The 26,762-nt window shown below is 67.3% G+C and carries 30 protein-coding genes; 14 read left to right on the forward strand and 16 right to left on the reverse strand.

What is annotated here, in order from left to right:
* Positions 1-180, reverse strand: coding sequence for a hypothetical protein (locus ACTXG9_RS13810; RefSeq protein ID WP_227851995.1), 180 nt, complete (start codon positions 178-180; stop codon positions 1-3).
* On the opposite strand from ACTXG9_RS13810, the gene ACTXG9_RS13815 reads away from it, so the two are divergent.
* From ACTXG9_RS13815 to ACTXG9_RS13845, 7 genes are all read left to right on the forward strand, one after another.
* On the forward strand, positions 173-1,831 hold the full coding sequence (locus tag ACTXG9_RS13815; RefSeq protein WP_241744878.1) for a GGDEF domain-containing protein: 1,659 nt from the start codon (positions 173-175) through the stop codon (positions 1,829-1,831). The genes ACTXG9_RS13810 and ACTXG9_RS13815 overlap by 8 nt on opposite strands.
* Positions 1,832-2,060: 229 nt before the next feature.
* On the forward strand, positions 2,061-2,492 hold the full coding sequence (locus ACTXG9_RS13820; RefSeq protein ID WP_031270016.1) for a pyridoxamine 5'-phosphate oxidase family protein: 432 nt from the start codon (positions 2,061-2,063) through the stop codon (positions 2,490-2,492).
* Positions 2,493-2,586: 94 nt separating this feature from the next.
* Positions 2,587-3,171, forward strand: a complete 585-nt coding sequence (locus ACTXG9_RS13825; protein ID WP_021203074.1) for an NMCC_0638 family (lipo)protein — start codon at positions 2,587-2,589, stop codon at positions 3,169-3,171.
* A 184-nt stretch (positions 3,172-3,355) separates the two neighbouring features.
* Complete coding sequence (locus tag ACTXG9_RS13830; RefSeq protein WP_111101872.1) at positions 3,356-3,823, forward strand: DUF2975 domain-containing protein; 468 nt, start codon at positions 3,356-3,358, stop codon at positions 3,821-3,823.
* Complete coding sequence (locus ACTXG9_RS13835; RefSeq protein ID WP_005408494.1) at positions 3,823-4,047, forward strand: helix-turn-helix domain-containing protein; 225 nt, start codon at positions 3,823-3,825, stop codon at positions 4,045-4,047. Before ACTXG9_RS13830 ends, ACTXG9_RS13835 begins: the two co-directional genes overlap by 1 nt.
* A 43-nt stretch (positions 4,048-4,090) precedes the next feature.
* A complete protein-coding gene (locus ACTXG9_RS13840; RefSeq protein WP_111098247.1) occupies positions 4,091-5,632 on the forward strand; it encodes a TerC family protein in 1,542 nt (513 codons plus the stop codon).
* Between the two features lie 122 nt (positions 5,633-5,754).
* Positions 5,755-6,891, forward strand: a complete 1,137-nt coding sequence (locus tag ACTXG9_RS13845; RefSeq protein WP_111101837.1) for a metallophosphoesterase — start codon at positions 5,755-5,757, stop codon at positions 6,889-6,891.
* 135 nt (positions 6,892-7,026) lie between these two features.
* Here ACTXG9_RS13845 and ACTXG9_RS13850 read toward each other — a convergent pair whose 3' ends face one another.
* The 5 genes from ACTXG9_RS13850 to ACTXG9_RS13870 all read right to left on the reverse strand — a co-directional run bounded on the left by ACTXG9_RS13850 (position 7,027) and on the right by ACTXG9_RS13870 (position 10,559).
* Entirely contained in the window at positions 7,027-7,665 is a 639-nt protein-coding gene (locus tag ACTXG9_RS13850; RefSeq protein WP_111098249.1) for a ferric reductase-like transmembrane domain-containing protein, read from the reverse strand.
* A gap of 14 nt (positions 7,666-7,679) precedes the next feature.
* Entirely contained in the window at positions 7,680-8,450 is a 771-nt protein-coding gene (locus ACTXG9_RS13855) for an HvfC family RiPP maturation protein (protein WP_021203079.1), read from the reverse strand.
* Positions 8,443-9,288: an HvfB family MNIO-type RiPP peptide maturase gene (locus ACTXG9_RS13860; RefSeq protein ID WP_456115742.1), complete on the reverse strand. Its 846-nt coding sequence runs from the start codon at positions 9,286-9,288 to the stop codon at positions 8,443-8,445. The genes ACTXG9_RS13855 and ACTXG9_RS13860 overlap by 8 nt, the downstream gene beginning before the upstream one ends.
* 54 nt (positions 9,289-9,342) lie before the next feature.
* The gene (locus ACTXG9_RS13865) at positions 9,343-9,819 is read right to left on the reverse strand and encodes an HvfA family oxazolone/thioamide-modified RiPP metallophore (RefSeq protein ID WP_014646322.1); all 477 of its coding nucleotides are present in this window, start codon (positions 9,817-9,819) and stop codon (positions 9,343-9,345) included.
* A gap of 95 nt (positions 9,820-9,914) precedes the next feature.
* Complete coding sequence (locus ACTXG9_RS13870; RefSeq protein WP_019659348.1) at positions 9,915-10,559, reverse strand: HvfX family Cu-binding RiPP maturation protein; 645 nt, start codon at positions 10,557-10,559, stop codon at positions 9,915-9,917.
* 341 nt (positions 10,560-10,900) lie between these two features.
* Here ACTXG9_RS13870 and ACTXG9_RS13875 point away from each other — a divergent pair, with 341 nt between their 5' ends.
* The 5 genes from ACTXG9_RS13875 to ACTXG9_RS13895 all read left to right on the forward strand — a co-directional run bounded on the left by ACTXG9_RS13875 (position 10,901) and on the right by ACTXG9_RS13895 (position 15,790).
* Positions 10,901-11,689: an alpha/beta fold hydrolase gene (locus ACTXG9_RS13875; protein WP_021203081.1), complete on the forward strand. Its 789-nt coding sequence runs from the start codon at positions 10,901-10,903 to the stop codon at positions 11,687-11,689.
* Between the two features lie 3 nt (positions 11,690-11,692).
* The gene (locus tag ACTXG9_RS13880; RefSeq protein ID WP_021203082.1) at positions 11,693-12,238 is read left to right on the forward strand and encodes a redoxin family protein; all 546 of its coding nucleotides are present in this window, start codon (positions 11,693-11,695) and stop codon (positions 12,236-12,238) included.
* A gap of 57 nt (positions 12,239-12,295) precedes the next feature.
* The gene (locus ACTXG9_RS13885; RefSeq protein WP_019659345.1) at positions 12,296-13,036 is read left to right on the forward strand and encodes a response regulator; all 741 of its coding nucleotides are present in this window, start codon (positions 12,296-12,298) and stop codon (positions 13,034-13,036) included.
* Positions 13,033-14,346, forward strand: a complete 1,314-nt coding sequence (locus tag ACTXG9_RS13890; protein ID WP_111101834.1) for a sensor histidine kinase — start codon at positions 13,033-13,035, stop codon at positions 14,344-14,346. Before ACTXG9_RS13885 ends, ACTXG9_RS13890 begins: the two co-directional genes overlap by 4 nt.
* A gap of 184 nt (positions 14,347-14,530) precedes the next feature.
* The gene (locus ACTXG9_RS13895; protein ID WP_021203084.1) at positions 14,531-15,790 is read left to right on the forward strand and encodes an MFS transporter; all 1,260 of its coding nucleotides are present in this window, start codon (positions 14,531-14,533) and stop codon (positions 15,788-15,790) included.
* 4 nt (positions 15,791-15,794) lie between these two features.
* Here ACTXG9_RS13895 and ACTXG9_RS13900 read toward each other — a convergent pair whose 3' ends face one another.
* Complete coding sequence (locus tag ACTXG9_RS13900; protein WP_288040827.1) at positions 15,795-16,742, reverse strand: nucleoside hydrolase; 948 nt, start codon at positions 16,740-16,742, stop codon at positions 15,795-15,797.
* 306 nt (positions 16,743-17,048) lie between these two features.
* Here ACTXG9_RS13900 and ACTXG9_RS13905 point away from each other — a divergent pair, with 306 nt between their 5' ends.
* Both ACTXG9_RS13905 and ACTXG9_RS13910 read left to right on the forward strand, forming a co-directional pair.
* On the forward strand, positions 17,049-17,480 hold the full coding sequence (locus tag ACTXG9_RS13905; protein WP_288040830.1) for an SMI1/KNR4 family protein: 432 nt from the start codon (positions 17,049-17,051) through the stop codon (positions 17,478-17,480).
* 442 nt (positions 17,481-17,922) lie between these two features.
* On the forward strand, positions 17,923-18,249 hold the full coding sequence (locus tag ACTXG9_RS13910) for a hypothetical protein (protein ID WP_134970911.1): 327 nt from the start codon (positions 17,923-17,925) through the stop codon (positions 18,247-18,249).
* 70 nt (positions 18,250-18,319) lie between these two features.
* Here ACTXG9_RS13910 and ACTXG9_RS13915 read toward each other — a convergent pair whose 3' ends face one another.
* From ACTXG9_RS13915 to mdcA, 9 genes are all read right to left on the reverse strand, one after another.
* A complete protein-coding gene (locus tag ACTXG9_RS13915; RefSeq protein WP_021203087.1) occupies positions 18,320-19,039 on the reverse strand; it encodes a GntR family transcriptional regulator in 720 nt (239 codons plus the stop codon).
* 105 nt (positions 19,040-19,144) lie between these two features.
* Complete coding sequence (locus ACTXG9_RS13920; protein ID WP_111101831.1) at positions 19,145-20,512, reverse strand: SLC13 family permease; 1,368 nt, start codon at positions 20,510-20,512, stop codon at positions 19,145-19,147.
* Between the two features lie 104 nt (positions 20,513-20,616).
* Positions 20,617-21,537, reverse strand: coding sequence for a malonate decarboxylase subunit epsilon (gene mdcH, locus ACTXG9_RS13925; RefSeq protein ID WP_456115743.1), 921 nt, complete (start codon positions 21,535-21,537; stop codon positions 20,617-20,619).
* Entirely contained in the window at positions 21,534-22,391 is an 858-nt protein-coding gene (gene mdcB / locus ACTXG9_RS13930) for a triphosphoribosyl-dephospho-CoA synthase MdcB (protein ID WP_188250128.1), read from the reverse strand. The genes mdcH and mdcB overlap by 4 nt, the downstream gene beginning before the upstream one ends.
* The gene (gene mdcG, locus ACTXG9_RS13935; protein WP_021203091.1) at positions 22,388-23,029 is read right to left on the reverse strand and encodes a malonate decarboxylase holo-[acyl-carrier-protein] synthase; all 642 of its coding nucleotides are present in this window, start codon (positions 23,027-23,029) and stop codon (positions 22,388-22,390) included. The genes mdcB and mdcG overlap by 4 nt, the downstream gene beginning before the upstream one ends.
* Positions 23,022-23,732, reverse strand: coding sequence for a biotin-independent malonate decarboxylase subunit gamma (gene mdcE / locus ACTXG9_RS13940; RefSeq protein ID WP_021203092.1), 711 nt, complete (start codon positions 23,730-23,732; stop codon positions 23,022-23,024). The genes mdcG and mdcE overlap by 8 nt, the downstream gene beginning before the upstream one ends.
* Positions 23,729-24,637, reverse strand: a complete 909-nt coding sequence (locus ACTXG9_RS13945) for a biotin-independent malonate decarboxylase subunit beta (RefSeq protein WP_021203093.1) — start codon at positions 24,635-24,637, stop codon at positions 23,729-23,731. The genes mdcE and ACTXG9_RS13945 overlap by 4 nt, the downstream gene beginning before the upstream one ends.
* Complete coding sequence (gene mdcC, locus ACTXG9_RS13950) at positions 24,634-24,954, reverse strand: malonate decarboxylase acyl carrier protein (RefSeq protein WP_021203094.1); 321 nt, start codon at positions 24,952-24,954, stop codon at positions 24,634-24,636. The genes ACTXG9_RS13945 and mdcC overlap by 4 nt, the downstream gene beginning before the upstream one ends.
* 9 nt (positions 24,955-24,963) lie before the next feature.
* Positions 24,964-26,607, reverse strand: coding sequence for a malonate decarboxylase subunit alpha (mdcA, locus tag ACTXG9_RS13955; RefSeq protein WP_021203095.1), 1,644 nt, complete (start codon positions 26,605-26,607; stop codon positions 24,964-24,966).
* Positions 26,608-26,762: the final 155 nt, after the last annotated feature.

Raw genomic sequence — 26,762 nt, forward strand, 5'->3', positions numbered from 1 at the left:
CTATATCCCCCCTCGCGGATCGGGCGGCACTGGCTTGGCGCCGCCGGAGCCGGTCGCTACAGTGAGCCGCACTTCAGGGGAATTCTGCATGGCCGGCAAGGTATCGCCCATCAGGTTGCGGACCTGGGTCTGGATCCTGGCTGGGCTGTTTGTCGTGTGCACGTTGCCGTTGATGGCCATCGCCCTGGTCCAGGGAACACTGCGCTACACCGACGCCGAAGGCAACCTGGCCAGCCTGCGGCAGCTGCGGCAGACCTTCGATCTTGCCAACCTGGCTTCAGCCGAGCGAGGCCCGGCCAACAGCCTGCTGGGGGCTGACCCGGCCGATGCCGCCGAACAGGCACGGCTGGCTGCGCAGCTGGCGGCCGCACGCCAGCGGGTCGACACTGCCCTGCTGCAGCTGGAGACCGTGTTCAAGGATGACCCGGGCGTGTACGACGAGCATCGCCTGCTGGCCAGCGCGCAGCGTCGCCTGAAGTCGGCGCGGGCTGCGGTCGATCATGTCGCGGCGCAACCGCATGACGCACGCCGTGTGTTGGAGGTGGAGCGTGCGATCAGCGGCATGTTCGCGGTGGTTGATCGCCTGCATCTGCTGACCTCGGCGCAGATCAACGCGCTGGTCAGTGCCGACCGTGAGGCGGCGATTCCGGCAATGCAGGGCCAGCTGTTGTTCGATCTTCGCGAGCATGGTGGCCGCCTGGCCTCGAACGTGATGGCGCCGGTGGCGGTACCGGGGGCGTGGCGCGAGGAACAGGTGCGCGCTGCGCTGCAGACCGAGGGCCGCTTGCTGGAGCTGTGGCGGTTGGCGAGCAGCCACGAGTCGGTGTTCCGCAGCGACCCGGAATTGTCCTGGCACTGGGACATGGCGCGGCGGCAGCTCTTCGGTGAGTCACTGCCGATGATCGAGCAGCTGATCGAGGATGGCCGCCGTGGCGTGCCGCCGTCGTGGACCGCCGCCGCGTTCACCAATCGCTACGTGCCGACCCTGCAGTCGCTGGAGGCGCTGCGCGATGGCTACCTGAGCGTGTCCATCGCCCGCTTCGAACGCAGTCGCAACCGTGAGGCCATGCGTCTGGCCGTGCTGGTGGCGACCGCGCTGGGCACGCTGGTGGTGCTGGGCATGGCCCTGCGCATTGCCCACCTGCAGATCCTGCAGCCACTGCTGCAGGCGCAGCAGCAGGTGATCCAGCTTGCCTCGGATACGCCCGGTCCGGAGGAGAATGTCACCCACCCGCTGGCCGAGATGCAGCGCCTGTTCGATGCCATCGAAGTGCTGCGCGAGAAATCGCGCGAGCGTTCGGCGTTGACCAGCGAGCTGCGCCAGCTGGCCGGTACCGACCAACTGACCGGGCTGTTGAATCGGCGCGCGCTGGATGAGGTGGTGCAGCGGAGACATGCGGGGGGCGAGGCAAGCGCCGTGGTGATCCTGCTGGACGTGGATCGCTTCAAGGCCATCAACGATGGCCATGGCCATGAAGCCGGCGACGAAGTGCTGGTGCAGGTGGCGCAGTTGCTGCGGCACCACCTGCGGCGCAGCGACAACATCGCCCGCTATGGTGGCGAGGAGTTCCTGGTGCTGCTGGCCGACGGTGATCTGGCCGGCGGGCGCCAGCTGGCTGAAACATTGCGATTGGCGCTTCGGCAGATGGACATCGCGCTGGCCGGGGGCATCGTGCTGCGCGTGACCGCCAGTTTCGGGGTGGCCAAGGGCGGCACCGATGCGCTGGGCTGGCGCAGCCTGCTGCGTGCCGCCGATGCGGCCATGTACCAGGCCAAGGCACAGGGGCGTGACCGGGTACGGGTGGCGGGGGACGGTCGCATCACGCGCTGATGGCACGCGTCAGCCAATGCGTGCATGCACCCGTCGCCGCGTCTGCAGGATCGCCCGACGCGCGATGGGGCGTGCAGCTGCTGCAAGCGCAGGTGGTGTGGTGAGCAGCGCGTCACGCACGCGCCACGCGCCCTATCTCGTTTTCTGTGAAGAAGTCGCCATGGACCTTCCACGCTTCGGTCACCGCTCTGGGCAGACGCTGGGATTCCACTTGATGAAGGACGACACCATGACCCAGCTCACCCTGCCCGAACTGGCCAGGAAGATGGCCGACATCGATTTCACCATGCTGCAGACCCGCGCCGGCGGAGAAATTGCCGGTCGTCCGATGAGCAACAACGGTGACGTGGACTACGACGGTGACAGCTGGTTCTTCACCACGGAAGACACCGACATGGTGCACGAGATTGAGGCTGACCCCGCCGTTGCGCTGGGTTTTTCCGGCAGCAAGTCGCTGCTGGGCAAGCCGCCGTTGTTCGTGCACGTGCAGGGAAGGGCGGCGGTGGTGCGCGATCGCGCTGTGATGCGCGAGCACTGGGTGAAGGATCTTGAGCGCTGGTTCGAGCAGGGCGTGGATACACCGGGGCTGGTGCTGATTCACGTGCGCGCCAGCCGCATCCACTATTGGGATGGCGAGGACCAGGGCGAAATGGCCGTCTGACCCGGCAGCGGGAGGCTGGCGGCCATCGCGGCCATTGCGCGGCGCGCCAGGCCTTTGCCATCCTCCCCGCTGTTTTCCGTAGCGTGGAATCCCGATGCGTCCTGCGTTCTTCTGGCTGGCTTTGGCCCTGCTGCCCACACTGGTGGTGGCGCAACCCGCGCGTGCGCCCAAGGCCAAGGCCCCGGCGCAGGATCCCTTCAGCGAGCTGTTCGATACCGCCTGCATGCAGCACATCGGGGCCCCGGCGCGGTTGCAGTCGCTGATGGAATCCAATGGGCTGTCGCCGCTGCAGCCGGCCGAAGCCGCCACGCTGTTGCAGGGGCAATCAGGCGTGGCGTGGATGGTGCCGCTGGCCAGTGGCCGCTATGCGGTGAGCTGGGCTGACGATGGAACGTGTACGGTCTACGCCGAGAAGGCCGACGCGGCGGTGGTGCAGAAGGGGTTTGCCCGGTTGGTGCAGGCCGCACCGAAGCCGTTGCAGGTACGGTCGCTGCCAGGGCGTGGGCCACTGTCGGCCGATCAGGTGGCCATCCAGTACGGCTGGGCTGCGCCGGGGCAGGGCAAACTGCAGGTGCGCTTCCGCCTGGTCACGCGGCAGGCGGCCGAAGCCGGGGTCCAGGCCATGGCCTCGGCCGCCCCTGGCGAAGCGATGCAGGCACAGGGCGCACCTGGGCCCTGACAGGGGCGACGCTCGCGATTCAGCCTTTCACGCGGCATGTGATATATCGTTTATCGATAAATCCACCCCGGGGCGGCGAGGCCACCCCAATGCCGGAGGCCGCTTGACCGCTCGTCCCGCCCGCGCCAGACCCGCGCGAGGCTTGTTCACCCTGGCCCTGGCGGCCGTACAGGCCGTCAGGGCGATGTGCTGGCTGGGCATCCTGGCCGCGCTGCTGGCCGTGCCGCTGGTCGCCCACGACCGCCGTTGGCTGCTCGACAGCGTGCATGACGCTGCGGCTGTCGCCGCGCATGGCAATGACCTGTTCCTGCATTTCTGCCTGGGCCTGGGCGCGATCGTCGCGCTGCTGGTGCTGTGCCTGATGTTCCTGCGCCACCTGCTGCGGCTGCTGAAGTCGGCGGCGCGCGAGCGGCCGTTCACCCACGCCAACGCACAGCGCCTGCAGCGCATGGCCTGGCTGATGCTGGCGATGGAGCTGCTGTCGATCCTGATCGTCGCCTACGCGGCCTGGATGGGCCCGGATTTCGCCTGGATGGAGGTCGGCGGTGGCATGTCGATCACTGGCTTGGTGGCCGTGCTGATGCTGTTCGTGCTGGCGCGCGTCTTCGCCGTGGGCGCAGCGATGCGCGATGACCTCGACGGTGTCATCTGATGGCAATCGTCATCACCCTGGACCGCATGCTGCAGGAAAGGGGCATGACCCTGTCCGAGCTGGCCGGGCGCATCGACATCACCCTGGCCAACCTGTCGATCCTGAAGACCGGCAAGGCGCGCGCCATCCGCTTTTCCACCCTTGATGCGATCTGCCGCGAGCTGCAGTGCACGCCCGGTGACCTGCTCGGGCACGACCCGGCGCAGGCACAGGACGCTGACTGAGCGGTCGCTCTTTTCCCTTGCCTACTGACGAAACGGACCTGAAATGGAATGGTTGGCTGACCCCTCGATCTGGATGGGCCTTGCAACCCTGGTCGTGCTGGAGATCGTTCTCGGCATCGACAACCTGGTGTTCATCGCGATCCTTGCCGACAAGCTACCGCCGCACCAGCGTGACCGCGCGCGGGTGATCGGCCTGGCGCTGGCCTTGCTGATGCGGCTGGTGCTGTTGGCCGCACTGGCCTGGATCATGAAACTGACCGCGCCGCTGCTGACGCTGTTCGACCACAGCTTTTCCGGGCGTGACCTGATCCTGCTTGGCGGTGGCCTGTTCCTGCTGTTCAAGGGCACCATGGAACTGCACGAACGGCTGGAAGGCCGCGAACACCACGAGGATGGCAAGAAGGTCTACGCCAGCTTCGCAATGGTGGTGGCGCAGATCGTGGTGCTCGACGCGGTGTTCTCGCTGGACTCGGTGATCACCGCGGTCGGCATGGTCGACAACCTCGGCGTGATGTATGCGGCCGTGACGATCGCCATGGCGCTGATGCTGCTGGCCAGCAAGCCGCTGACCCGCTTCGTCAACAAGCATCCTACCGTGGTGGTGCTGTGCCTGGGCTTCCTGCTGATGATCGGCTTCAGCCTGGTGGCCGAAGGACTGGGCTACAAGATCCCCAAGGGCTACCTGTACGCGGCGATCGCCTTCTCGATCCTGGTCGAGGCGTTCAACCAGTGGGTGCGTTTCAACCGCGAGCGCAACGAGCGCCGCCTGCCGTTCCGCCAGCGCACCGCCGATGCCGTGCTGCGCATGCTGGGCGCGCGCCCGGCCAATGGTCACGACGATGAAGGGGGGGACGGGCAGGTGGACACTGCAGAGCGCTTGCAGCCGGCCGAACACGAGATGATCCGCAGCGTGCTGGGCCTGGCCGATCGCCCGGTGTCGAGCGTGATGACGGTGCGTGCCGACGTGCAGTGGATCGACCTGGCGCGTGGGCAGGAGGATGTGGTGGCACGCCTGGTGGCGTCGCCGCACACCCGCCTGCTGGTGGGTGAGGGTGACCTGGACAGCCTGCGTGGCGTGGTGCAGAGCCGCGACCTGCTGGCCGACCTGCTGCAGGGCAGGCCGCTGCAGTTGGAGGGCAACCTGCGCGAGCCGCAGTACGTGCTGTCCAGTGCCAGCGCGCTGCAGGCGCTGGAACTGATCCGCCAGCACCCGGTGCCGTTGGCGGTGGCGGTGGACGAGTACGGCAGCGTGGAAGGCCTGGTGACCGCCAACGACCTGCTGGCGGCCATTGCCGGTGACCTGGTCGATACCCAGGACGAGCGCTATGGCGTGGTCGCGCAGGGCGAGGACCAATGGGAGGCCGACGGTGCGCTGACTCTGGACGACCTGCAGCGGCTGGCCGGCGTATCGCTGCCGCGCAGTGCCGACTACATGACCATCTCCGGGCTGGTGCTGGAGCAGTTGGGTCGGCTGCCGGACATCGGCGATGTGGTGGAGGTGGCGGGTGTGCGCATCACCGTGCTGGCGATGGAGAAGCGCCGCATCGCCCGCCTGCGGTTGGAGCGCCTCGACGGAATGGCCTGACCCACCTGTTGATGTAGAGCCGAGCCCATGCTCGGCTGCATGTTGAGCAGCCGAGCATGGGCTCGGCGCTACACAACGCCGCCCGCAGCCGTCACCATGGCGGCCCCCACTTTCCCTCCCGGATGGTTGCAGTGCTGAGTACGATCGGTTTGTTGATGGGCCTGTATGTGGCCTGGCGCCTGTTCTGGCCACTGCGCATGCCCCCCTGGCAGAAGGTCGTGCTGTCGCTGCTGCTGGTGGGCGTAGCCGTGCAGCTGCGTATCGTCGCCACGTTCTGGGGCACGATGGCCTCGCCCGAGATTCCGAAACTGGCCATTGCCACGCTGGCTACCGGCTCCACGGCGGTGTTGCTGTTGGCGTTGCTGATGCTGGCGATGGATGCGGGCCTGCTCGCGTCCCGCCTGCTGCGCTGGCCACGTGCGGTAGCCGCATTGCGCACGCGGCGCTTGCGGCCGGCAGCCGGCGTGCTGGCGCTGCTGGTCAGTGGTTATGGTGTCAGCCAGGGCATGGCGGTGCCTCATGCCCGGCAGATCGAGGTGAGCATTGCCGGGCTGCCAGCGGCGTTCGACGGCTATCGCGTGCTGCAGCTGACCGACATCCATGCCAGCCGTCTGCTGACCGGCGACTGGGTGCGTAGAGTGGTGGCCGAGAGCAACGCGCTGAAGCCGGACCTGATCGTGATCACCGGCGATCTGATCGATGGCAGCGTCGAGGCCCGTCGCGACGACGCGCGTCCGTTGGCCGATCTGCAGGCGCCGGACGGTGTCATCGCCATCACCGGCAACCACGAGTACTACGCGCAGTACCAGGCATGGATGCAGGCGTTCCGCGCGCTGCACATGCAGGTGCTGGAGAACAGCCACCTGCAGGTGCGACGCGGTGATGCGGCGCTGACCATCGCTGGTGTCACCGACCCGGTGGCGGCGCGTTATGGCCTGCCGCTGCCGGATCTCCAGGCTGCACTTGAGGGTGCCAATCCGTCCGCACCGGTGATCCTGCTCGATCACCGCCCGCGTAATGCACGCTCGGCAGCAGCGCGCGGCGTCAAACTGCAGCTGTCCGGGCATACCCACGGCGGGCAGATCATCGGCATGGACCAATTGGTGAAGCGGGCCAATGGTGGCTTCGTCTCCGGCCGCTACGACGTGGATGGGATGACCCTGTACGTGAGCAATGGCGCTGGCCTGTGGGCCGGATTCCCCGCGCGCATCGGGGTGTCCTCGGAAATCACCCTGATCACGCTGCGCCGCGCCCCGTGACCTGAAGTGGGGCATATCCCTTTCCGCAGGGAATTCGCTGCCTATCGTGCTGGGATCCCTCTGTAGAGCCGAGTCCATGCTCGGCTGAGCCAGGGGCAGCCGAGCATGGGCTCGGCTCTACAGGTAACCGCCTCCTCAAGAACTCCGCAGCGGTGGCCGCGCATGCGCATTGCGCCGCAGCGACTGCGCCCGCTTGGCGATCGCACGCACCACGACAGCGGTGAAGAGCAACGCGGAGGGCACCGCGTACCAGAAGTTGCCGGGCACGCGCTTGAAGTACGAATAGGTGAACACTGCGGCGATGATCCACATGCCGGTCACGTGCAGGCGACGCCACACGGTGGGGCCCATGCGGCGGGCGATGCCACGATGCGAGGTGATGGCCAGGGCGAGGATGGCTACATAGCCGATCGTGCCCGGCAGGTTGGCCAGGGCCGAGCGTGCCGGCCAGAACGCGGGGTTGAGGATGCCGAAGGCGGTGATCGCGACCGCATGCAGCAGGTGCGAGAACGCGAATGACAGGCCGATGATGCGCCGCTCGCGCAACATGTGCTGGGTGAACGGGCCGGGCAGCAGGCTGGCGAACGACGATGCGGTGAACGCGGCCAGGAACAGCAGGAACGATGTGCGTGCAGTGACCCGGATCGCCGCGCGGCTGCCCTCGACCACGTCGGGCTGCAGGGTGAACGCCGCCAGTGCGACGGCGATCAGGACCACAGCCATGGTCACGAAAAGGCGCCAGCCGTGCAGGAAGGAAGTGTTGGAAGCAGCCATGATCAAACCTCGAATCAGACAGGGGTAGTGCCGGCCGCTGGCCGGCAGTCGCAGAACCCGGCCAGCGTGACCAGCACGCCGGCCGCGCATAGTTCGCCCAGCAAGGGCATGGCCACCACGCGCAGTTCGTCGGCGGCCACGCCATGCGCATCGGCCAGTGCGTTCAGCGCGTCATCCACGTGGGTACCGTCATCAGCGAAGGCCGACAGCAGCGCATACGCCAGTGGTGCCAGTTCCTCGACCTGCAGCTGGTAGTCCGCCAGGCGGCGCAGCAGCAGAAGCGTCGGCTCGCTGGCGGCGGCATCGTCCAGCGCGGCGTCCTCATGCACCGGCCATCGGTAGCCCAATACCCGCACCAGCGGCGACAGCGCCAGCACATCGCTGCCCGCCGGCATGGACTGCAATGAATGCCCGGCATCACGTGCCTCGATGTGCAGCGTCTGCTGCATGCTTTCGTAGTGCGCCAGTTCCGCCGCCCAGCCGGGCAGCGCGAACGCATACTGCACAGCCAGCCACGCAGCGAACTCGCTTGCGATCTGCGGGAACAACGGGGTATGGCAGACGTGATGTGCGTAGTAGTGCTCGACCAGACCGCGCCAGCGCGCTTCGCCCAGCTGTTCCAGCAGTCGCGGCAGGCTGCCTGCCAAAAGGGTGTCCAGGCTGTCGATGCACAGGCGGCGGTAGACCGCCATCCGCCGTGCCTCGACGCCATCGGGCGCAGGCATCGACGGGTCCCGTACATGATCGGCCCAGCGCCGTTGCACGATGGCCAGCGACTCAGCCATGGGCCACCTCCTGCCAACGTGCCTCAACCTGCGCCTGGCGGATGTGCGCAACCTCGGCCAGCAACTCCGCCAGCGGCGGAAAGTTGAAGTCGCGTTCGAGCAGCGTGGGGCGCACGCCCAACCGCGCATAGGCCTCGCGCAGGAGCGCCCAGACCACGCCTTTCACCGGCGCCCCATGGGTATCGATCTTGAAGCCGTCGTCTTCATCGAAGTGGCCCGCTACGTGCAGCGAGGCGACACGGTGGGACGGCACGCGGGCCAGGAACTCGAAGGCGTCGTAACCGTTGTTGCAGGCATTGACGAAGACGTTGTTGACGTCCAGCAGGAGGTCGCAGTCGGCTTCGGCGAGCACGGCGTTGATGAAGTCGATCTCGCTCATGTCCGCGCCGGCAACGGCGTAGCAGGAAATGTTCTCCACGGCGATGCGTCGGCCCAGCATGTCCTGCACCTGGGCGATACGGCCGGCGACATGGTGAACGGCCTCGGCGGTGAACGGCAGTGGCAGCAGGTCGTAGACATGGCCACCGGCGGCGCAGTAGCTCAGGTGTTCGCTGTACAGCTGCACCTGGTGCAGGTCGAGGAAGGTACGGGTCTGTGCCAGCAGGGTGCGATCCAGTGGATCAGGACCGCCCAGCGACAGCGACAGGCCGTGGCAGGTCAAAGGGTGGCGCTCGCTGAGTTGGCGCAGCGCGGCGCCGTGTGCACCGCCGACGCCGATCCAGTTGTCGGGGGAAACTTCGAGAAAGTCGATGGCACCGGCCGGCATGACCAGCAGTTCGTCGATCAGGCCACGGCGCAGGCCAAGACCGGCGGCATGGGTGGGCAGGGGCAGGGACATGGCGGATGCTCCACAGAGAGCGCCGCCTTGAAGGCGGCGCCGGGTGAACGTCGATCAATCGGCAACGCGGGAGAACAGGCCCTTCGGCATCGGCTTGCCGTTGGCGGTGTAGACGCTGCGCAGATAGTCGTGCGCTTCCTGCTCGCTGATGTAACCGTCGTGGTCGGTGTCGATGCGGTCGAACTCGGCGGCACGCTTGGCGGCCACAGCGTTGAATTCGGCACGCGAGACCTTGCCGTCGTGGTCGCGATCAGTGCGGGCAAACGAGGCGTCGCCGCACTTGCCTTCGCCACACTGGCCCTCGGCCACCTTGGCCTTGCCGGCGGGCTTGCCGGTGGTGGCCTTGTTGGCCCCGCACTTGCCTTCACCGCACTTGCCTTCGGCGGCGGCGCTCATGGCCACCGCGCTGATCGCCAGCGGCTGGATCGCCGCGGCCTGGCCGGCCAGCAGCAGGCCACCGGCCAGGGCGATGCCGATGGCACCGATGCGCGGCAGGCGGGAGGAAGAGGTGTTCTTGGTCGAGATGGACATGGTGGTGACTCCTTGGGAAAGCACGCGGGGCGTGCGGGATGGACGCCGCCGAAGAGGCGACGGAAAGCGAAACGCGCGGGAACAGGGGAGTCGGCTCAGGCGGCGCGGCGACAGCGCAGCAGATGGCCCAGCAGCAGCACACCGCCGAGCAGGGCACCTCCGAAGCCGATGCCGGGCAGCAGCGCGGCAACCGGCAGCAGCAGGGCGATCAGGCTGACGCCCCAACCCAGGCCGTCATTGCCTGCCGTGGCGCGGCCGGGGCCGGCCAGCAGCCGGTCCACGCTGAGTGCGCCACCGCCGTTGAGGATCAACGGCAGCAGCATGGCCAGGAACAGCAGCGGCAGCTTGAAGTTGCCATAGCCCTGGTCGGTGATCGCATAGCCCTGCCAGAGTTCACCCAGGCCGTTCCATTGGTCGGGCCAGTGCACGGCGGCGATGGCAACGATGGTGAGTACCCAGAAGACGTAGGCCACCGAGCGCGTGGCCAGGCCTAGCAGCAGCATCACTGCACCCACCAGTTCCAGCCACGTGGCCAACTGCCAGTTCAGCGACGCGGGCAGGGTGGAGAACGGGAACGGGAAGCGGCCTTCCAGGTCGGCGAACCAGTTCTGGCCGCCCAGCTTCTCGCGGCCGGATTCAAAGAACTCCCAGGCCAGCAGCGTGCGCAGCGCCAGCGGTGACAGCCAGCGGCCGACGGCGTCCAGTCGGGGGGTATATACGGAAGAGGCGGTGCTGATCATGGTGGAGTCCTGCGAGCCAGTGGTCGATGGAGGCCATTCCAGGCGGCGCAGGTATCGGCAACGTGTGCCGTTGCCCGGGGTTTTGTCAGCGACTGTGGCCGCGCCCGGGTTTCGTACAGTCAGATACAAAGACGACGCGCTGAGCCACATCGGGACGTTGCGCGCCCGCGTGCGGGCAGCGATATCCACCCGAAAGCGCCCGGCCAGGACCGGCGCGCGAATGTATCCCACTGTAGAAACCCGCCTGCGCCCTACAGTCCGGTACAACTCCGCGCTGCGGAGAAACAGCGCCGATACACCGGCAGGCGGAAATGGCCACTCCCAACTCCGGAGTGCCCCCCATGATCCGTACCTGCTTGCTGGCCGCCGCTCTCGCCCTCGCCGCCGCCCCTGCCTTCGCTGCCCAGGCCGATACCGCTGCACCGCCCACCGTCATCCTGGTGCACGGCGCGTTCGCTGATGGCTCCAGCTGGAGCAAGGTCATCAGCACCCTGCATGACTGGAAGCTGCCGGCGGTGGCCGTGCAGAATCCGCTCACCTCGTTGGCCGACGACGTCGCCGCCACCCGTCGTGCGATTGCCGCTGCGCCTGGCAAGGTGGTGCTGGTCGGCCACAGCTGGGGTGGCACGGTCATCACCGAAGCGGGCAATGACCCGAAAGTGCAGGCGCTGGTGTACGTGGCCGCTTTCGCGCCGGACGCAGGGCAGTCTTCGGCGCAACAGGGCGAGGGTTTCCCGGTTGGCCCGGGCCTGGCCCGACTGCAGGAAAGGGATGGCTACCTGACGTTGCCGGCTGATGCCGTCGCCCAGGACTTCGCGCCGGACGTGATGAAGAAGTCGGCCGCACTGCTGTACAGCACGCAGGTCCCGTTGAAGGCCAGCGCGCTGGGCGAAGTAGTGAACGTTGCGGCGTGGCGCAGCAAGCCGAGCTGGTACGTGCTCAGCCGCGATGACCGCATGCTGTCGCCGCAGCTGCAGGCCGCCACCGCCAAGCGCATCGGTGCACAGCTGCAATCGATCGGCAGCAGCCATGTGTCGCTGCTTTCGCATCCGGCGCAGGTGGCCGACAGCATCCTGGAAGCGGCGGGAGTGAAGCCGGCCGAATTGCCGCTGGCCGAGCAGGGGGGCTGAACGATGGCCGCCCTGCGTGTGTATGCGCTGCCGTTGCTGCTGAGCCTGCTGGGTGGGGCTGCGCTGTTGATGGCCTGGCCCAGCCCGGAGGCCGACGCGCAGCCGGCACAGGCCGTTCCCGCCGCCGGGTTCGACGGTGGCGGGCCTTGGCACAACAGCCCACCGCTCACACTGAAGCAGTTGCGGGGGCAGGTGGTGCTGGTCGAGTTCTGGACCTACACCTGCAGCAACTGCCTCAACGTGGCGCCGTATGTTCACCGGTGGCATGCACGCTACGCGCCGCAGGGTCTGCGGGTGATCGGCGTGCATACGCCGGAGTTTGCCCATGAAGGGCTGCCCGGCAACGTGCGCAAGGCCATCGCACGGTTGGACATCACCTGGCCGGTGGTGCAGGACAACCAATACCGGATCTGGAACGCCTGGCGCAACCGCTTCTGGCCCGCACTGTACCTGCTCGACCGGCAGGGGCGGGTGGTCTACCGCCATTACGGCGAGGGCGACTACGCACGTACCGAAAGCGAGATCCAGCGCCTGCTGGCCAGCCCCTGAGCCGCGCTACCATGGCCGCGCAGCGCGGCCCTGACCTCCGTCTTCATCGAGAACGCAATGAACCATGTACCGCACATCCTGGTCGTCGACGATGACAGCGAGATCCGCCAGATGCTGGCCGACTACCTCCAGCGCAACGGCCTGCGCGTGAGCCAGGCCGACGGTGGCCGGGCCATGCGGGCGCTGATGGATACCCATGCCGTGGATCTGGTGGTGCTGGACGTGATGATGCCGGGCGAGGACGGACTGAGCCTGTGCCGCAACCTGCGCGCCGGCAAGCATCGGGCGGTACCGGTGGTACTGCTGACCGCGCGCGACGACGAGACCGACCGCATCATCGGCCTTGAAATGGGCGCCGACGACTACGTGACCAAGCCCTTTTCTTCGCGCGAGCTACTGGCACGCATCAATGCGGTGATCCGTCGCACGCAGATGCTGCCGCCGAACCTGCAGGTAAGCGAAGCCGGCCGCCAGTTGGCCTTCGGCGAGTGGCGCCTGGATACCACCGCCCGCCACCTGCTGGATGCACAGGGCACCGCGTATCCGCTCAGCGGCGCCGAGTTCCGCCTGTTGCGCGTGTTCCTCGATCACGCCAATCGGGTGCTCAGCCGCGACCAGCTGCTCAGCCTCACCCAGGGCCGTGATGCCGAACTGTTTGATCGCTCGATCGACCTGCTGGTCAGCCGCGTGCGCCAGCGCCTGGGTGATGACGCGCGCGAGCCGACCTACATCAAGACCGTGCGCAGCGAAGGGTATGTGTTCAGCCTGCCGGTGCAATTGCTGGGGCCGGACGAATGAACACCGCCGCACGTCGTCCACGCTGGCCGCGCACGCTGTCGGCGCGTCTGCTGCTGGTGCTGCTGGGCGGACTGTCCCTGGCCCACGCACTGTCCTTCGGCTTGCTGTTCTTCGAACGCTACCAGTCCACCCGCAGCATGATGCTGCGCAACCTCGACGAGGATGTGGCAGTGAGCGTCGCGCTGCTGGAACATTTGCCTGCGGAGCAGCGTGAGGCCTGGGTGCCCCGGCTGGAGCGGCGCACCTACCGCTATCTGCTGCGCCCGGCCGCGGCCGGACCAGGGCTGCAGACCGATCGTGCACGCCAGGTCACGGCGATCATCGACGACAGCCTGCAGCACCGCTATCCGTTGCAGGCGCGCCAGGTGGCTCGCCTGCCGGAGCGGTTCGAGGTGGAACTGCGCCTGCACGACGGCACGCCCTTGACCATTGAAGTCACCCCGTCGGGCCTGCCGCTGGCACGTTGGCTGCCCGCCGTGCTGCTGCTGCAGCTGGCGCTGCTGCTGGTGTGCGCGTGGCTGGCGGTGCGTCTGGCCATGCGCCCGCTGCAGCAGTTGTCGCATGCGGTGGAGCATCTGCAGCCGGGCAAGGACGGGCCTGCACTGCCTGAAGATGGCCCTGCGGAAGTAGGCGGCGCAGCAGCCGCACTCAATGCCCTGCAGGCACGCATTCGTGGCCATGTCAGTGAACGCCTGCAGATCCTGGCCGCGATCTCGCATGACCTGCAGACCCCCATCACGCGCATGAAGCTTCGGGTGGAGACCCTGCCTGAAGACAGCACCCAGCAGCGCCTGCTGGCCGACCTCGATCACCTTGGGCAGCTGGTGCGTGAGGGCGTGGCCTATGCGCGCAGCAGCCACGTTGCCGCTGGCGCGCCGGTGTCGATGGACCTGGGCGCGTTCCTCGCCAGTGTGGTCGGCGACTACGAGGACATGGGCAAGCCGGTCACTGGCGGTGCGCCCGCTGGACTGGTCGTGCAGACCTGGCCGCAGCCGCTGCGCCGCGTGGTCGGCAATCTGGTCGACAACGCATTGCGCTACGCCGGCGCCGCCGAGATCGAGGCGGGCCGCGATACGGCCGGAAGGGTGTGGATCAGCATTTCCGACCGTGGCCCCGGCATTCCCGAGGACCAGCTGCAGGCAGTGCTGGTACCGTTCCACCGGCTGGAGAGCTCGCGCAACCGCGATACCGGAGGGACCGGTCTGGGACTGGCCATCGCGGTGCAGCTGGCGCAGTCGCTGGGTGGTTCGCTGAGGTTGCACAACCGCGAGGGTGGCGGGCTGCGGGCGGAACTGCAGCTGCCGGGCTGAGTTGCCCGGCCTTGTGTTCCAGCAAGGATGCTTCTGCTTCGGCCCTGGCGGTGAGCGCTTCACCGGTCATCAAACCCAGTGCATGCACGCAGTCGACAGCCGATGACCGGCATTTCACCCCGTCCATGCCACGCTGCGCGGAACCTGCCCAACCGGGACCGAGGCTGTTGAAGGCGAACACGCAATGACTGCGGCGCGGCAGCGCTCGATGTGGGTGGCGGGCCTGTCCACGGTGGTGGAGTGGTACGACTTCACCCTGTACCTGTACTTCGCCACGGTGCTGTCGCGGGTGTTCTTCGGCGGTGGCGAGCAGGCGTTGCTGGTGACCTTGGCTGGCTTCGCGGTGTCCTACCTGATGCGTCCGCTGGGCGCGCTGTGCTTCGGCCACCTGGGCGACCGCCTGGGCCGGCGCTGGATGCTGCTGGCTTCGATGGCGTTGATGGCAGCGGCGATGCTGGCCACTGCACTGCTGCCGACAGCGGCCACGGCCGGTACGACGGCCGGCGTGCTGCTGCTGATCCTGCGCTGCGTGATGGCGTTTTCGGTGGGCGGTGAGTACACCGGGGTGGTGGCGTACCTGCTGGAAAGCGCACCGGCGCGACGACGTGGCCTGGTGACCTCGCTGGCCTCGGCCGCCAGCGAAGTGGGCGCCCTGCTGGCGGTAGCGATCTCTGCACTTACCGTCGCGCTGCTGCCCACACCGCAGCTGGACAGCTGGGGCTGGCGGATTCCGTTCTTCGTTGGGGCTGCGCTCGCGCTGGTGATCCTGGTTGCGCGTTCGGGCATGCACGAGTCGCCGGAGTTCGAGCGCCAGCGGCGCGAGGGCAGCATCCCGGCCACGCCACTTCGGCACGTGCTGCGCCACCACCCGCTGGCGGTGGCGCGCACCTTTGCGATCTCCGCCTTGGGCTCGATCACCTACTACGTGGGCATCACCTATGTACCGGCGTTCCTGCATGCGCGCGGCCACGATGAGGGCGATGCCCTGTGGCTCTCGACGATCGCGGCGGTCGCGGTCATCGCCATCACACCGTTGTGTGGCGCGTTGTCCGACCGGGTCGGACGACGGCCGATGTTGTTGGGCCTGACCGTGCTGGCGGCGCTGCTGCCGCTGTCCCTGTTCGCGTGGATGGCACAGGCGCCGCCGCTGGGTATCGCGTTGGCTGCGGTGCTGCTGGCCTGCGTGGCCGGCGGCGTAAGCGCGGTGGCGGCACCGGCCACGGCCGAGCAGTTTCCCGGCGAAGGCCGGGTCAGCGGTCTGGCGCTGGGCGTAACCATGGCCACGGCGGTGTTCGGCGGTGCGACGCCGTGGCTGGCGCAATGGTGGGTGGAACGCAGCGGCTGGGCAGCAGCGCCAGGCGCGATGATCGCGCTGGTGGCGGTGCTGGTGCTGCCGGTGCTGTGGACCCTGCCCGAGACGGTCCCGGGCAGGGCCAGGCGCTAGCGGGTCAGACCTTCAGGGTCTGCTCGATGTCGGCCAGCACCGCGGCCGCATCCACGCCGATGGCAATCGACTGCACCACGTGGCCGTCCCACACGCTCGGGCCGAAGGCCAGGCCTTCCGGCTTGGGAATGGTCATGCCGCGGGCAACGCCGTCGGTGGCCACGCGCACGCTGGCGCGCTCGAACTGGAACAGCTCCGGGCGGGTCAGCGCGATGCAGGCGCAGCAGTCGTGCACGACCATGCCCTTGTGGCCGGCCTGCAGGTAGAAGTCCACGTAATCCTGCGACAGCGCACGGACCAGCTCGGCGTCGGCGCCGCCGATGGCGGCCAGCGTGTCCAGGCCGTCACGGTCCATTTCCACGCGGGTGGTGACGTCCAGGCCGATCGCGGTCACCGGCCAGCTGGCGGTGAACACCACGTCGGCCGCTTCGGCATCGCCCCAGATATTGGCCTCCGCAGCCGGGGTGATGTTGCCGTTGACGTGGAAGGCGCCACCCATGATCAACACGCCGCGTACCAGGCCGGCGATATCCGGCGCCTGCTGCAGGGCCAGCGCGAGGTTGGTCATGCGGCCGACCGCGACCAGGGTCACTTCGCCCGGATGGGCGCGGACCAGGTCGATGATCAGCTGGTGGGCGGGGCGCGTGTCGGCGGCCACGTCCAGTTCGGCCGGCACCGGGTGGTTGCCCAGGCCGTTGTGGCCATGGATGTGGACCGGCCAGGCTTCGGGGGTGGCTTCCGGCTGCAGCGGGCCACCGGCGCCGCGCGCGACCGGGGCGGCAAAGCCCCAGGCCTGCTTCAGGTACAGCGCGTTGTGCGTGGTTGAGTCCACCGAGGCATTGCCGAAGGTGGTGGTGACGCCGATCAGATCGATCTGGGCGTGCTTGTGCAGGTACAGCAGGGCCAGGGCGTCGTCGACGCCCGGGTCGGTATCGAAAATGACTTTCAGCATGTTGTTGTTCTTCTTCTTCCGTGTGGTGCGGGGGGCGCCGGCGGCCTGGAAGCAGGCCGGCGCGCCCTGCATTGTCCCATCTTCATGACGGGCAGGGCGAACCAGGGCGCCGGTGGGGGCATATCATCGCCTTCAAGGCAGGGTATCGACTCGAACCGTTTGAGAGCTGTCCTGCCAGACTCCGAACCATCTTCATTGATGATGAGCCAGTGCCACTTTGCATTGCCGACACCTACTATGCAGAGAACGGCAGCACTTCCGTATTTGAAGAGCGCACCTGGCTCATTGGCAGGAGGTGACTCCTTGGTGGAAACAATTGCAGAGAGTTTGAGGAAAATAGCGATGAAATATCAACTAACAGAAGGACAGCTCAATGGTCCAGCTCAACTTTCGGCCATTGATAGCCTGCCAGAAGAATTGAGAACGGCACTCCCTAAGAGCTACCTTGAATTCCTTAAGACTCACGACGGCGGCGAAGGATTCATTGGCGATAACTACATCATTTTTTGGAAGGCGGAAGAGCTGGTTGATTTCAATCGTGAATATGAAGTCGAGACGGATGCGCCCGGTGTATTTTTGTTCGGCTCCAGCGGAGGGGGAGAAGCGTATGGATTCGACATGTGGGATGTCGCTATGCCGGTAGTAATGATTCCTTTTATAGGCATGGATCGTCAATACGCCATCGTGGTAGCGGCCGACCTTCCGGATTTATTTGCGCAATTGGCAGAGCGAGAATGATTGGCCTGGATAAGCCCGCACGCCCTAAAGGCATGGAGCTGTTCGAGCTTAGACCCGTTATCGTTGGTGGTGATCCGGTCAGCCCTGAGAACAAAGCCTGGTTGACGAGAGAGCAGCATTTTGAGGCTGTGCGCTACTGGAATAGGATTGTCAGAAGTCTGCGTGATGGGCCGAAGTAGCTGGAGATAGAACGGTGTAGAAGGAGTAGGTCAGGAGCGGCCAGTAGCTATATCAGACATCTTGAATTGCTAAGCGAACCGGAGGATGTCCGGCTCGCGCAAGATGGTTTGTAGAATTCCTGCAGGTCTGACTAAAATGCTTGGTCAACATTTATCGATAGCCTCGCAGAGTATTTATTCGAGCGGAAATCCGATGGAAAAGCCGCGCTGCAACCAATGGATCAGTCGCGGTAGGTATGCCCCCCTGCTCAAGGAGCTGCGCCATGCTGGTGGTAACCCTGGTCTTGGTCGCCCTGGTATTGGGCTTGAACCTCGTCGCCACCTTCGTGGTGCTGGGGCGCGAAGAGGTGTCGGCGGGCGGCCGGACGGTGCAGCTGCTGCTGGTATGGCTGCTGCCGCTGGTCGGCGCCATCCTGTGCCTGGCAGTGGCCACGGCCGATGGCTCCGGCAGCCGGGGGGATGGCGGCGGAAGCCATGACACCTCCGTTGGCTATGCCAGTGACAACCACAGCCATCACAGCTACAGCAGCTCCGACTGCGGAAGCGACGGTGGCAGCGGTGACGGCGGCAGCTGCGGTGGTGGCGATTGACGAGATGTTCCGGGACGCCGGCCAAGGTCACGTCCTGGTAGTGCCGGCCGCTGGCCGGCAACTCATCCGCTCAACCGCCGCCTTCGGTCGGCAATGGCGCCGGCACGTTCAACAGCCCGCCCGCTGCCACATAGGCGGCCAGGGCCTGGCCCTGGCTGAGCAGATGGCGCTCCATGGTGCGTTCGGCAGCCTGCGCATCGCGGCGGCGGAAGCACTCCATCAGCTCGCGGTGTTCGGCCAGCGATTGCGCGGTGCGCCCCGGGGTCAGCAGCTGGCGGCCGCGATGCATCTTCAGGATGCGGTGCAGGTCGTGGGTGATGCGGATCAGCCACGGGTTGCCGGCGTAATGCTGCACGGTTTCGTGGATCAGGTAGTTGTTGCGGTAGTACTCGGCGATGTTGCCCTCGGCCGCCGCCGCTTCCATCGCTGCATGCAGGGCTTCCAGTTGTTGCACGCCGGCATCGTCGATGTGCCTGACCGCCTCGTGTGCGCAACGGCCTTCCAGCATGGCCATCACCGGGAACAGCTGGTTGAGGTCTTCCAGCGTCAGCCGGGTGACCCGGCTGCCACGACCGGCATCGATCTGCACCAGGCCTTCGGCGGCCAGCAGCTTCAGCGCCTCGCGCAGGGGCGTACGGCTGATGCCCAGTTCTTCGCACAGCGCGGGCTCGTCGATCCACCCGCCCGGCGGCAACCGGTAGTCATAGATGCGCTCGCGCACGTGTTCGGCCACCTCTTCGTACAGAGGCGCGCGCTTCTTCGGGGACCGTGGAGCAGGGGCGATGGCCATGGAGGAAGTGTACCGCCAGGTAGTGCCGGCCGCTGGCCGGCAACCCGTGATCGCTGGATGGCTTCATGAGATTGCCGGCCAGCGGCCGGCACTACCGCTGGGTGGTTACATCCAGCCGGGCACCACGAACACCAACCACGCCAGCAGCGGCCCCAGCGCCACCACCAGACCGCTGTAGACCAGGAAGCGGCGGAACAGGGTCTCCCGTTCTTCCTTGGCGGCCGAGGCGACGACCAGCGCGCCATTGGTCGAGAACGGGCTGACATCGACGATGGTGGACGACACCGCCAGCGCGCAGATCACGCCGGCCGCGCCGAGATGGCCCTGCATCAGGAACGGCACCGCCAGCGGAATGGTCGCGCCCAGCACTGCGGCCGACGAGGCGAACGCGGAGACGATGCCACCCACGTAGCAGACCAGCAGCGCACCGAGCAGCGGGATGCCGATGTTGGACACGCCGTTGCCGATGAAATCCACCGCGCCGGCATGTTCCAGCACGCCGATGTAGGTCACCACGCCACAGATCAGCAGCACGGTGGACCAGCTGATGCCATCGACCGCGCCCTTCTGGCTCTGCGGCGACAGCAGCGCCAGCGCCACCGCCACGGTGATCGAGACCAGGCCGACGTTGAGGTTGTAGATCAGCGCAGCAACACCCAGGCCCAGCAGGCCGATCAGAGTGAACAGCCGCTCGCGGGTCAGGTTCACCGCATCCAGAGCGGCGGGATCATTGGACAGGGTGCCCCCGCCAGCGGCTACCAGCGCGCCGTGGCCTTCGATGGCGAACTGGCGTGAGGATGCCTGCGGGCCACCGGCCATTGCCAGTTCGGCACTGCCGATCGTTCCGGCCGCGGTGACCGAACCACGCCGCAGCAGGGCGATGCCGCCGAAGGCGAAGAAGCAGATCGTGGCCATCATGAAGTTGAAGCCGAGACTGGTCAGGAACACCGCCATTTCAGTCACGTCCAGCCCGGCTTTCTGCACCACGCCGTTGGTGATGCTGCCGTACACGCTGATGGGCGAGAAGCCGCCGGCCTGCGCGCCATGGATGACCAGCAGGCCCATCATCAGCGGGTTGATGTTGTACTGCTTGGCAAAGCGCAGCGCGACCGGGCCGATGATCGCGACCGCCGCCGGGCCCAGCGCACCGAACGCGGTGAGCACCGCGGTGATCACGAACATCACCCACGGAATTGCCACGATATGGCCGCGTACCGCTTTCACCGCCCAGTGCACCAGCAGGTCGATGGTGCCGTTCTTCTGCGCGATGGCGAACAGGTAGGTGATGCCGACCAGGGTCAGGAACAGATCGCCGGGGAATCCGGCCAGGACCTCCTTGCCGCCCATGTCAACCCACAGCCCACCGATGATGAAGGCCAGCGCGAAGGCGACGGCACCCATGTTGATCGGCATCGCCGTGGCGACGATGAACATGATCACCAGGCCGATGATCGTTGCGATTTGTGGACTCATGCGCCCTCCCAGACACGTGGCTCACGTACAGCGCGGATGGAGACCCGCCATCCCGGGGTAAGGCGACGTACGGCGTATTGCGTGATACGTACTGCTCGAACCCGTTACTGAAGCCGTTCCAGCGCGCTGCGGACCCATGCCGCGGCGCCGGCCAGGCTCTGGAACTCTTCCACCGCGCGCACCTCGCAGCACGGATAATCGGACGCGACCATGCGGGCCAAGGCACTGCCCGGGCCCAGCTGCAGGAACACCCGCGCACCGCGCTCGTAGGCCTGGCGCATCACCTGCGCCCACTCGATGGTCTGCGCCAGTTGCAACGACAGCGTGTGGACCGCCGTTGCGCGATCCCGCACCGGACGCGCATCGATGCCGGCCAGCAGCGGCAGGCGTGGGCCCTGCAGCGCCGAGGCATCGAGTGCGGCGGCGAACGGTGCGACAGCAGAGCGGAGCAGCGGCGTATGCGCGGGCACATGCACCGGCAGCGGGCGGATCTCCGCACCCTGCGCGCGAGCGTCATCGGCCAGCGCCTGCAGAGCGGTCTGCGTGCCGCCGACGATGAAGTGATCGCGGCCGTTGGCGATGGCCACATGTGCGCCGTGTGCATCACACAGCGGCTGCAGGGTATGGCGCTCCAGCCCCAGCACGGCCTGCATGCCTGCATCGGCAGGGCTGGCGGCATCCATCAGCCGCGCGCGCTGCGCGGCCAGGCTCAGGCAGGTGCTCGCATCAACGCTGCCGGCAACCACATGCGCCGCCAGTTCACCGATGCTGTAGCCGGCCACCAGCACCGGTGCTGGCACTGCTTCGCGAAGTCCCTGCCAGTGCGCGAGGCTGGCTGCACACAGCAGGGGCTGCGCGAGTGCATTGCCGAAGCGCGATTCGTCAGCGGCCGCCGCGAACACTTCGCGTCCAAGCACTGCGCTGGCGGTCTCCAGTACGTCGCGCGCGGCCTGCAGATCGCGCACGCGGTCGAACATCGCCGCATGCTGCGCACCTTGCCCGGGGCAGAGCAGGGCCAGGCTCATGCGCCCTCCTGCAGCAGCAGGAACCAGCTGCAGGCCAGCAGGTCGGCGCTGCCACCCGGGCTCAGGCGGCGCGCGACGAAGCCCTCGCCGATGTCGTGCAGGTGTGCCTGCCAGCCAGGCGCGAAGGCACCGCCCGCCTCGATGAAGCGGCGCGCCTGCTGCTGCGCCCAGGCCAGGCCCTCTGCGCCGCCGCGGTGCAGCAGGTTGAGATCGTCCACCTGCGCGACCAGCTGCATCAGGGTCTGGCACATCGCTGCATCACGCGGCAATTCACTGTGCAGGGCATGACGCAGGGTCGGTATGGCCAGCTCGCGCAGCATGGGGTAACCGGCGGCGGCCTGTTCGCGCACGCCCGGCACGCCATGCCGCAGGCGCGCGCGCTGGCCGGGGCTGGAGGCATCCAGCGGCGCCACGGCGAACGCATCCGCCCAGTGCTGTACGGCCAGGCACACCTGCTCAGCGGGCGCGGCGTGGCCCTGCTGGCGGCGGCAGCGTGCGGCAGCGGCGACCAGCAGGCCCAGGCTGAAGATGGCACCGCGGTGGGTATTGATACCGCCAGTGGCGCGCAGCATCGCGTGCTCGGCGGCGATACCGTGCGCGCGCAGGATGGCGAACGGCGCGTCAGCGGCACCGGCGTCGGCAATCGCGGTGAAGAAGTGGCGCAGCGAGAACAGGCTGCGCAGGAACGTACCGGCGTCCATGTCGTCATGGCTGCCGGTATCGAAGGGGGTGACCAGCCCTGGCTTGGGCGCGCAGGCCAGTTCGGCATGCAGGCTGGTGATGGCCAAGCGGCCCAGACGCGCGCTGTCGATCGCGTTTGCATCCTGCAGCCGGGACTGGAAGACCGCGCTCACGCCGCCGCTCCGGCAGTCTCGAACAGGCGCTCGCGGACGTCCAGTGCAGCACCCTCCAGGCGCTTCACCAGCACCTGGCGGCTGTCACCGGCAAACTCGCGCCAGTTCACCGCGCCGCCATCAGGCAGGCACAGTTCACCATCGACCCGGCGGGCATGCGCGTGCTCCCAGGCGCTCAGGCGTGCGGCAAGCGCATCGGCCTGCGTACGGCTCTCAACCTGCCACAGCAGGTCGATGTCCGAGCATGCGTGCACATAGGGCAGGCCGCTGAGGTGCTGCCAGGCGAAGGCGCCGAACACGCGTGCCGGTGCAACGCTCGCCAGTGCGTGCAGGGCCCTCTGCCAGTCGGTTGGCACGCCCCGGGTGAGTACCGCGTCCAGTGCGGGCGGCAATTGCAGGCGCTGCACATCCTGCTGCGGCACGCGCAGCGCAAGGCGCAGCTTGCCTTCGCCCGGTGGCAGCGGCACGCCCAAGCGCAGGCGCGGGTCGGGGTCATCCGCGGCGCGGCGCGCCACCATGGCTGGCAGACCCTGCGCGAACCACGCTGCCAGGCGCGGTTCCTGCGCAGCCACGTCGGCCCGCCAGTCGGCGTGGGCCGACAGCCAGACCAGCATGTGGCGTGCGGGCTGATCAGGCATCGCTGCGGGCCACCGCATCTGCAACATCCGCCGCCAGTGCACGACCGCCGCGCTGTGCAGCCAGCGCCGCGCGTGCATCGCCGTCGCTGGGTGTGCGCAGGGCCCGCAGCAGGTGCTGGGCAAGATCGCCATCCCACAGCGATTCCACCGCACCCATCGCCACGTAGTTGGCCACGCCCGGCGCGAACACCGGCGAGCTCTGGCTGAGTGCCTGCAGCTTCTCCAGCGGTTGCTTGGTTACCCGGGCCATCGCGCGCAGGTCCATCACCCGTACCTGTGCATCGGGCAGGGCATGGATGTGGTCGGCCATCAGGCCGAAGGACAGGAATCCGCCGCTCACCGATTCGCCGTAGACCAGGGTGACCAGACGCGCGCCACGGCGGCGGGCCAGATCGAGGGCCTGCGCGAGATGCGCGAAGTAGCCGTTGATGCCCAGCAGCTCATCGCGCCGCGCCAGGCGCTGGCCGGCAGTGTCCGCCAGCATCACGATCGACCGCTGCGGGTGTGCGGCGGTGCTGGCAAGCACGGTCCCGGCCAGCGCCAATGCATGGTCGACGCCAACCTCGATGCGATCGGTGGTGCCGATCACGGTCACCTCGCCATCGTCGGTGGTGGCGGTACCGGTCAGCACCGAATCCTGGATGTCGATACGATGGCCACGCGGGAACAAGGCATCGAGCAGAGACTGCAGCGGTGCGCTCATGACAGCCTCCGGGCGGCGGTGGCGGCAAGGAAGGCGTCGGTGTCCAGCAACGGCAGTCGTTCGGGTTCGGCGATGCCTTGGCGGGCCCAGATTTCCAGCCCATCGCGGCAGTCGCCCCAGGCCTGCATTCGGGCTTTCAACGCCGCATGGCGTTCCTGCAGCGCGGCCAGCGCAGCATCGGTATCCGTGCTGGTGGCATCGGGTTGCAGCGCATTGCTTGCGGCCTGCGCGAAGGCTTCGATGGCGTCGGGTACCAGCACCTGTGCCTGGTCGATCAGATAGCGGTGCTTGCCGCCGGTCACGCGCCAGACCAGTGCACGGTCGCGCGAGTCGAACTCTTCGACGCCGCGTACCGTCTCGATCACTTCCGGTCCGGACAACGACAGCCGGCCTTCCTCGGACATGATCACCGTGGTGCAGCAGCGGGCGACGATGCCCATGCCGCCGAACGCACCGTTGCCGCTGCCGATCAGCGCGATGACCGGCACGCCCGCTGCACGCGCGTCCAGGGTGGCGCGCATGATTTCGGAGATCGCAATCAGGCCCGCATTGGCTTCGTGAAGCCGCACGCCGCCGGTATCGAGCAGCAGCAGCACGCCGTCAGGGCGGGTGTGCGCCGCACGGCGCAGCAGTCCGGTCAGCTTGGCGCCATGCACTTCGCCCACGCCACCGCCCATGAACTGCCCCTGCTGCGCGGCCAGCAGTACGTGCTTGCCGCGCAGCGTGGCCTCGCCGACGACGATGCCATCGTCGAACGCGGCCGGCTGGTCCAGCTGGGCCAGGTGCGGGCTCATCATCCGCCGCGCCGGGCCAAGGAACTCGCGGAACGAGCCGGCGTCAACCAGCCCGGCGATGCGTTCGCGCGCATCGGCTTCGTAGTAGCTGTGGCGCTGTACGTGGCTCATGGCGTGCCTCCGGCCAGCAGGGTTTCGACGGCCTGGTCGAGGCGCAGGCTGACCACGGCCGGGGTCGCACCGGCGTCGTTGATCGAGACGCGCACATCGCGCAGCGGATGACGCTTTGCGAAGTCGTTGATCACCGCCTGCCAGATGCTGCCGAAGCCCTGCGCGGCGGTGATGACGCGCACCGTCATCGCGCCCTGCTGCGCCACCGGTTCCAGCAGGATTTCCAGGTTGCCCGACGCCAGCACGCCCACCAGCACCGCATCGCGCGGGAACTGCACGGCGGTGCGGCCGTCGAATCGATAGTCGAGGGTTTCCATGCTCTGTCCTTACCAGTTGCGGAAGCGCTTGGGCGGGTCGTAGAGGCCACCGGACCAGCGCACCAGGTCCTTCACCGAGCGTGCGGCCAGCAGATCGCGGCTGGCGTCGCGGGGCGAAATACCCAGGTCGTCCGGGCGACGGATCACGCCACGGTCGCGCAGGTTCTCCACCATCGCGCGGTCGCGGCCAAGACCGACGGCGGTGTAGCCGGATACGCCGCGGATCGCCTGTTCGCGTTCCTCCGGCGTGCGGCACAGCAGCAGGTTGGCGATGCCTTCCTCGGTCAGCACATGGCTGACGTCATCGCCGTAGATCATCACCGGCGGCAAAGGCATCTGTGCGCGCTCGGCCAGGTCCCAGGCATCGAGGCGCTCGACGAAGGCCGGGGCCATGTGCTCGCGGAAGGTTTCCACCATCTGCACCACCAGCTTGCGCCCGCGTGGCATCTCGCCCGGGCGTGCGGCCTGCTGGCCGGCCTTGATCCAGGCCTCGCTGGCGTGGCGGCGGCCACGTGCGTCCGAGCCCATGTTCGGTGCGCCACCGAAGCCGGCGATGCGGTCGCGGGTGGCAGTGGAACTGTTGCCCTGCAGGTCGATCTGCAGGGTGGAACCGATGAACATGTCGCAGGCATACAGGCCTGCGGTCTGCGAGAACGCGCGGTTGGAACGCATCGAGCCGTCGGCTCCGGTGAAAAACACATCGCCGCGCGCGGCAATGTATTTCTCCATGCCCAGTTCCGAACCGAACGAATGCACCGACTTTACGAAGCCCGATTCGATCGCCGGAATCAGTGCCGGGTGCGGGTTCAGTGCCCAGTGCTGGCAGATCTTTCCCTTCAGCCCGAGCGATTCGGCATAGGTGGGGAGCAGCAGTTCGATGGCGGCGGTATCGAAGCCGATGCCGTGATTCAAACGATTCACGCCGTACGCGGCGTAGATGCCCTTGATGGCCATCATTGCCATCAGCACCTGGATCTCGGAAATCTGCGCCGGGTCGCGGGTGAAGAGCGGCTCGATATGGTTCGGCTTCGGCGCCTGCACCACGAAGTTGACCCAGTCCGCAGGAATATCGACGCGGGGGAGGCTGTCGACGATCTCGTTGACCTGGGCGATGACAATCCCGCCCCGGAACGCAGTGGCTTCGACGATCACCGGCGTGTCTTCGGTGTTCGGGCCAGTGTAGAGGTTGCCGTGGCGGTCGGCGGCCTGCGCGGTGACCAGCGCCACCCGTGGGGTCAGGTCGATGAAGTAGCGGCCGAACAGTTCCAGGTAGGTGTGGATGGCACCGATCTGGATGCGGCCCTCGGCGACCAGGTTGGCCAGCCGCACCGACTGGGGGCCGGAGAAGGAGAAGTCGAGCCGGGAAGCGATGCCGCGCTCGAACACATCCAGATGCGAGGGCAGTGACAGCACCGATTGCACCATGTGCAGGTCGTGCACTCGTGCCGGATCGAGGCCGGCCAGCACCTGTGCCAGGAAGTCGGCCTGCTTCTGGTTGTTGCCTTCCAGGCAGACCTTGTCGCCGGGCTCCAGCAGCGCGTGCAGCAGTTCACCCACGTCCCCGGCGGCGACCTGGTGGCCGCGCGCCCACGGCGCGGCCCGCTCCAGGCGCGCCTGGCGGCTGCGCTCCAACGTATCCCAACTCGGGTTCATCGACGGGCTTCCGACTGGCGTTGAAATAATTACGACATAATTACGGAGCGGAGTGCAACCCGCAGTGCAGCAAAAAAGGCCCGCGCGGAGGCGGGCCCATTCAGGTAGGCCACGACGGTGGGTCGTGGCGGAGAGGGCGTGCCGACCAACGGTCG

The organism is Stenotrophomonas maltophilia group sp. LNF247 (genome assembly GCF_054083135.1).